Origin of the sequence: Paenibacillus pasadenensis DSM 19293 (genome assembly GCF_000422485.1) — a bacterium.
GTDB classification, from domain to species: Bacteria; Bacillota; Bacilli; order Paenibacillales; family Paenibacillaceae; genus Paenibacillus_O; species Paenibacillus_O pasadenensis.
In genome coordinates this window covers 48,241-54,954 of sequence record NZ_KE383853.1, presented here as the reverse complement: position 1 = coordinate 54,954, position 6,714 = coordinate 48,241, and the positions used below count along the sequence as shown (strand labels likewise).

General features: G+C 69.5%; 5 protein-coding genes. All 5 read left to right on the top strand.

What is annotated here, in order from left to right:
- Window positions 1-168: 168 nt before the first annotated feature.
- Window positions 169-2,547 (top strand): copper resistance CopC/CopD family protein, encoded by a 2,379-nt coding sequence (locus H582_RS0119585; RefSeq protein ID WP_205621427.1) that lies wholly within the window; start codon window positions 169-171, stop codon window positions 2,545-2,547.
- Between the two features lie 63 nt (window positions 2,548-2,610).
- The gene (locus H582_RS0119580) at window positions 2,611-3,477 is read left to right on the top strand and encodes a sensor histidine kinase (protein ID WP_028599900.1); all 867 of its coding nucleotides are present in this window, start codon (window positions 2,611-2,613) and stop codon (window positions 3,475-3,477) included.
- 19 nt (window positions 3,478-3,496) lie between these two features.
- Window positions 3,497-4,225: a response regulator gene (locus H582_RS0119575; RefSeq protein WP_028599899.1), complete on the top strand. Its 729-nt coding sequence runs from the start codon at window positions 3,497-3,499 to the stop codon at window positions 4,223-4,225.
- Window positions 4,226-4,410: 185 nt separating this feature from the next.
- On the top strand, window positions 4,411-5,148 hold the full coding sequence (locus tag H582_RS0119570; RefSeq protein WP_028599898.1) for a YcnI family copper-binding membrane protein: 738 nt from the start codon (window positions 4,411-4,413) through the stop codon (window positions 5,146-5,148).
- Between the two features lie 531 nt (window positions 5,149-5,679).
- Window positions 5,680-6,714, top strand: coding sequence for a phenylalanine--tRNA ligase subunit alpha (gene pheS, locus H582_RS0119560; RefSeq protein ID WP_028599897.1), 1,035 nt, complete (start codon window positions 5,680-5,682; stop codon window positions 6,712-6,714).

Here is a 6,714-nt window from a genome sequence, read left to right as displayed (position 1 = left end):
ACGGAGGGAGTTGCGCGGAAAAACCGAGTAACTCGGGTGCGAGGATGGCAGAACGCCCGGAATTGCCGGGCCTTCCCCAAATGTTCACAAACCGGATTGGTCGAGATGGAGCCCATCAAGTAAACTAGAGGGCGAGAGGAAGGAACGAAAGGAAGTGCCCCCGAGCGCATGAACGCCAACTCACGCAACGAATTCCCACCGGACGCCATACGAGCGGCAACGGCGCGGAAGCAGTCTCAAACCTCGCACGAGACCGAGCTCGCCGCAAAGCGGCCTCGGCCAGAGGCGCTCCATCGGCCTCGCGCCTCGGCGCCGCGCCCCCCGGCGCCCGGCCACCGCGCCTCGGCTCTGCGCCCTCTGGCGCCCGGCCACCGCGCCTCGGCTTCGCGCCCCCTGGCGCCCGGCCAGCACGCCTCGGCGCCGCGCCCCCCGGCGCCCGGCCACCGCGCCTCGGCGCCGCGCCCCCCGGCGCCCGGCCACCGCGCCTCGGCGCCGCGCCCCCCGGCACCCGGCCACCGCGCCTCGGCTCTGCGCCCCCCGGCGGCCGGCCACCGCGCTTCGGCGCCGCGCCCCCCGGCGCCTGGCCACCGCGCCTCGGCTCCGCGCCCCCCGGCGGCCGGCCTTCGCGCCTCGGCGCCGCGCCCCCCGGCGGCCGGCCACCGCGCCTCGGCTCCGCGCCCCCTGGCGGCCGGCCACCGCGCCTCGGCTTCGCGCCCCCCGGCGCCCGGCCACCGCGCCTCGGCTTCGCCCCCCCCGGCGCCCGGCCACCGCGCCTCGGCTTCGCGCCCCCTGGAGCCCGGCCACCGCGCCTCGGCTCCGCGCCCCCTGGCGGCCGGCCACCGCGCCGCAGCCGCCGCCAAGCGGCCGCGGCCAGCTTCGCACCGGCGGCCCGGCGCCTCCCCGCGCGCCGCGCGCCTGACGCTGCGGCGCCTCAACGCCGCGCTGCTCGGCGTCCTGGCGCTGCTCTCGCTGCTGCTCGGCCTGCCGCAGCAGGCGGCGGCGCACGCGTCGCTGCTCGAAGCGAGCCCGGCAGCGGGCTCGCGGCTCGAAGCCGCGCCCGCCGAGGTGCGGCTCGTGTTCAACGAGCGCATCGAAGGCGCGGTCGGCGCGCTCGAGGTGCTGGACGGCAGCTCCGACCCCGTCACCGCCGAGCGGGCGAAGCTCAGCGAGGACGGGCTGACCCTGACCTTGCCGCTGCCCAAGCTGGGCGAGGGCGTCTATACGGTCAGCTACCGCATCATTTCCGAGGACGGCCATCCGGTCGGCGGCTCCTACGTCTTCGTCGTCGGAGACCCGCCCGCCGCGCGGGACGCCTCGACGTTCGACGTCCATGCCCAGCTCGGCCACGCCGGCCACGAAGAAGGCGGGCTGACGACGGCCAGCCTGATCCTGTACGCCGTGCGCTTCCTGTACTACGCCGCGCTCATGCTGGCCGCCGGAGCGGCGCTCTGGCCGCTGCTGTACCGGCAAGGCTGGTCCCGCATCCCCGAGCCGCTGCGCGGACGGCTCGAGCGGCTGCCGCAGCAGGCGCTCGTGCTCGCCGCGCTGCTCTACGTCTTCGTCGAGACGCAGCAGCTCATGATCGGCCAGCCGGCGTCCGAATGGAGCCGGCTGTTCACGGCTACGGCCGTCGGACAGAGCTACCTGGCGCTGCTGCTGCTCGCCTTTGCCGGCCTCGCGCTTCCGGCGGGCCGAAGCGCGCTGCGCTTCGTCTGGGCGCTTCCGCTGCTCGCGACGGAGGCGTGGAGCGGCCATGCGGCCGCAGCCGCGCCGCGCTGGGCGGCGCTCTCGCTCGATTACGTCCATCTCGCCTTCGCGGCGCTGTGGGCGGGCGGCCTCATGCTGCTGCTCGTCCTCTGGCAGGCGGAGCGCAAGGAAGCCGGACGCTTCGCCGCCAGCTTCTCGCGCATGGCCTGGATCAGCATCGTGGCGCTGACGCTGACGGGCATCGGCTTGACGCTCCTGTACATGACCAAGCCCGAGTATTTGCTGCTGACGCCTTGGGGCATCCTGCTGCTTGTCAAGACCGGGCTGGTCGTGCTCGTGGCGGGAGCCGGCTTCCTGATCCGCGTCCGCATGAAGCGGTCTGGCTTCCCGGGCGGCGCGCTGCTCAAGGCCGACGGCGCGCTGATGGCGCTCATCCTCGTCATCGTCGGCATTTTCACCTACATCAGCCCGCTTCCGGCCAACGAGCCGGTCGGCTGGCACAAGATGGGCAGCGAGATGCATGTGTCGATCCGGATCGCGCCGAACGTGCCGGGAGACAACGAGTTCACGGTCCGCATCTGGATGCACAAGAGCCTGGGCGATCCGAAGTCGGTCCAGCTGCGCCTCATGTCCGAAGACAAGCCGGAGCTCGGCGCGATCGAGATTCCGCTGGAGCCGTTCAAGGACGACGAGATCAGCACGTTCGAAGGCTACACCAAGACGGCCTACCGGGCCAAGGGCACGTATCTTCCGTTCGCGGGCCGCTGGACGGCCGAGGTCCGCGTCATGGACCCGAACGACGACGAGCGGGTCGAGCGCTTGAGCTTCCGCAATTACTGACGAGCGGCGACAGGAGCTGCGAGAGGAGCCGGCAGGCCGGCCGAGGAGGGGGAGACGGACGAGATGAAAGCAAGCACGATCAAAAGGCTCATCCTCTGGACGCCGACCGTCCTGACGGCGGCATGGGAATATGCCCGCCATACGTTCCTGTTGCCGTACGTGTCGATGGACACGGGCAACGTCATCAGTCCGATCCTCGTTTTTCTCGTCACGGTGACGCTGCTCTCCAAGCTGTTCGCCATGCTTGAGAACGTGCAGGAGCAGCTGCGGCGCGAGCAGGCGGTGAAGGCGGCCGTCCAGGAAAGGGATCAGATGGCCCGCGAGCTGCACGACGGCATCTCGCAGTCGCTGTTCCTGCTGTCGGTCAAGCTCGATCGGCTCGACCGGGCGGAGTCGCCCGAGGAGGTCAAGCAGGCGAGCGAGCAGATCCGCGGCACGGTGCGCCATGTGTACGAGGACGTGCGGGAGGCGATCGCCAGCCTGCGCTCGGCGGATACGGCGGCGGAGAGCGGCATGCCGTGGCTGCAGCCGCTGCAGGATGCCGCGGCCGAGCTGGAGGAGTCGGGGACGAGCACGGAGATCGACTGGCAGCTGCCCGACCTGCTGCTGACGAGCCGCGAAAAGGTCGAGCTGCTCGCGATCGTGCGCGAGGCGCTCATGAACGTGCGCAAGCATGCCTCCGCCTCGCTCGTGAGCGTCGCCTGCCGGCAGGTCGGAGCGGACGGCTTTCGCTGCGTCGTCGCCGACGACGGGCTCGGCGCTTCGCCGGGAGCCGAGTCGGCCAAGGGCCATTACGGCGTGCGCATGATGCGCGACCGCGCGGAAGGCGCGGGCTGGAGCTTCCGGTTCCAGAGCCCCCGCCCCGACCTGGAGACAGGCACGTCCGTCGAAATCATGCGCCAGCCGTCTGACGCCAAGTTGAAGCCATGAACATCGAGGAGGAAAGACGATGAATGCTGCCGAACGGAACGACCCGGTGCGGGTGCTGCTGGTCGACGACCATCCGCATGGGCGCGAAGGAATGAGGATGATCGTCTCGGAGGACCCTTTCTTCGAGATCGCCGGAGAGGCGTCGGGAGGGGAGGAGGCGGTCGCGCGCGCCGAAGAGCTGCAGCCGGACCTCATCCTGATGGACATCCGCATGCCGGGCGTCGGAGGGCTGGAGGCGACGTCCCGCATCAAGGCGTCGCTGCCGTCCGTCAAGATCGTCATGGTGACGGTGTCCGACGATATCGCCGACCTGTTCGAGGCGATCAAGCGGGGAGCCCAGGGCTATCTGCTCAAAAACCTGTCCCCGTCCGCCTGGCTCGATTACTTGCGGGCCGTCTCGCTCGACCAGGCGCCGATGAGCCGGGAGCTGGCGACGCGCATCCTGCAGGAATTCCTGCCGGGAGGGCGGGCCTCCGCGTCCGCGGACCCGCGGACGGCGATCCCTTCCGCTCCGCGGACGGCGGCGTCGACGCTGTCTCCGCTCACCGAGCGCGAGAAGGAGATCCTCGAGCGCGTCGCGCGCGGCGACTCCAATCGCGAGGCGGCGGCTGCGCTCGGCATTTCGGAGAATACGGTCAAGAACCATCTCAAGAACATCCTGCAGAAGCTGCATCTCGACAACCGGGTCCAGCTCGCGCGCTACGCCTACGAGAACGGGCTCATGGACCGCGGCGCAGGCGGAGGCTGAGTCGGCGAGAGGGCGGTCCGCACGGCGGCCGGTCCCACCTTCCCGAGCGGACGGCGGACCGGCCGTCGTCCTCATTTTTGTCAAGATCATAGCCCTTTCGGGTCATGTCCATTGCCTGCGGCGATCCTATACTTGTAAAAGAAAATCACGGACCAGCACAACAGTCCGACAGGAGGAAACAAGACATGAATCAACGCCGCAAAAGCGCGCTCTCCCGCAGCAAAGGGAGCGTCGCGGCTCTGCTCGCCGCGCTGTCGCTGTTCCTGATGGCCGGCATGGCGAGCGCCCATGTGACGGTATGGCCCAAGGAGGTCGCTCAGAACTCGTATGAGGTGTTCACGGTGCGGGTGCCGAGCGAGAAGAAGGACGTGCTGACGACCGCGGTCGCCGTGCGCGTGCCGGAGGGCGTGAACATCACCCGCACGCAGCCGCAGCCCGGCTGGAAGACCGAGCTCGAGCGCTCGGCCGACGGCAAGATCGAACGCATCACCTGGACGGCGGAAGAAGGCCAGGGACTGGCCGTCGAGAACTTTACCGAGTTCAAGCTGTCGGGCAAGGTAGAGGCGGACGCGACCGAGCTCAAGTGGAAGGCTTACCAGACGTACAGCGACAGCAGCGTCGTCGAGTGGATCGGCGCGCCGGACGCCGACTATCCGGGTCCGGTCACGGCCGTAGGCGCCGGCGAGGCCGAGAGCGACGGCCATGGCCACGGCGCGGCCGAAGCGAGCCCGGCGCCGAGCGCCGTTCCAAGCGCATCGCCAAGCGCCGCTCCGGCCGCCAGCGACGCCCCGGCTGTCGATCAGCCGCTTGCGCCGGCTGCGGAGAAGGACAGCCTGCCGCTGATCCTCTCGATCATCGCGCTGGCGCTCGGCGTCGTCGCCGTCATCGCGGCGTTCACGCGCCGCGGCGGCTCGAAGGGCTGAGCAGGCGGCCGGGCCCAGCCGCGCGGCCTTGCCTGCCGAATCGTCCGCCGGACCTGAAGCGGCGGCTGCCGCGCTGCAGCCGCCGGCTGCCGATGCCGGGCGGACGGAGCCCCTTCAGTTGCATTTTCCACCCTGTCTGGATATAATGAGCCAAGATATCCACCAGCATCGATGGAGACCAGTACGCCATGCCTGGCCCGACAGGGAGGGACCGCCGCCGATTGAGAGCGGTCCCCGGCAGCCAGCCGGCCGAATTCACTCCGGAGCTCGAGCCTTGAACGCGTCCGCGAGGACGCCTGTAGGGGCTCGCGGGCAGCCGTCCGTTATCCGGCCTTCAAGCAGCCCGGCGCATCCGCGCCAGGGACGAGCGGCTTTTCCGGCGGGTTTTCCGCCTCCAGGAGATGCCCCGCCCAGCGGCTGGAATCAGGGTGGTACCACGGTCCTTTCGTCCCTAGCGGAGAAAGGGCCTTTTTGTTTTTTCACAGCGGCTTGCGGCGGCAGCCGGAGCCAAGTCCGAAGGAGGCGTTAGCGATGAAGGAACGTTTGGAGGCTTTGCAGGCGGAAGCGCTGCAGGAGCTGCAAGGAGTCGCCGGACCGCAGGAGCTCGGCGAGCTTCGCATCAAGTATTTGGGCAAAAAAGGCGCGCTCACCGAAATTCTGCGCGGCATGGGCGCGCTCAGCGCCGAGGAGCGTCCGGCCGTCGGCGAGGTCGCCAACCGCGTGCGCGGGGCGATCGAGGCCGTCATCGAGGAAAAGGCGGCGGTCTACCGGCGCGCCGAGACCGAGCTGCGGCTGCGCTCGGAGACGATCGACGTGACGCTGCCCGGCAGCGCGCTGCCGACCGGAGCGGTCCATCCGCTGAATAAGGTCGCGCAGGAGATCGAGGACATCTTCATCGGCCTCGGCTACACGATCGCCGAAGGTCCCGAGGTCGAGACCGACTACTACAACTTCGAGGCGCTCAACCTGCCCAAGGACCACCCGGCCCGCGACATGCAGGACTCGTTCTACATCACCGACGAGATCCTCATGCGCACGCAGACGTCGCCCGTGCAGATCCGCGCGATGAAGGCGATGAACGGCAAGTCGCCGCTCAAGGTCATCTGCCCCGGCAAGGTGTACCGCCGCGACGACGACGATGCGACGCACTCGTTCCAGTTCAACCAGGTCGAGGGGCTCGTCGTCGGCAAAGGCATCCGCATGAGCGACCTGAAGGGCACGCTGCTGCAGTTCGTGCAGGAGATGTTCGGCAAGCAGGCGCGCATCCGCCTGCGCCCGAGCTTCTTCCCGTTCACCGAGCCGAGCGCCGAGGTCGACGTCACCTGCTCGCAGTGCGGCGGCAGCGGCTGCCGGATGTGCAAGCAGACCGGCTGGCTCGAGATTCTCGGCTGCGGCATGGTGCATCCCAAGGTGCTCGAGGCCGGCGGCTACGATCCGGAGGAAGTGACCGGCTTCGCCTTCGGCATGGGCATCGAGCGGATCGCGCTGCTCAAATACGGCATCGACGACATCCGCCATTTCTACGCGGGCGACCTGCGCTTCCTGAGCCAGTTCGAGCGGATGTAA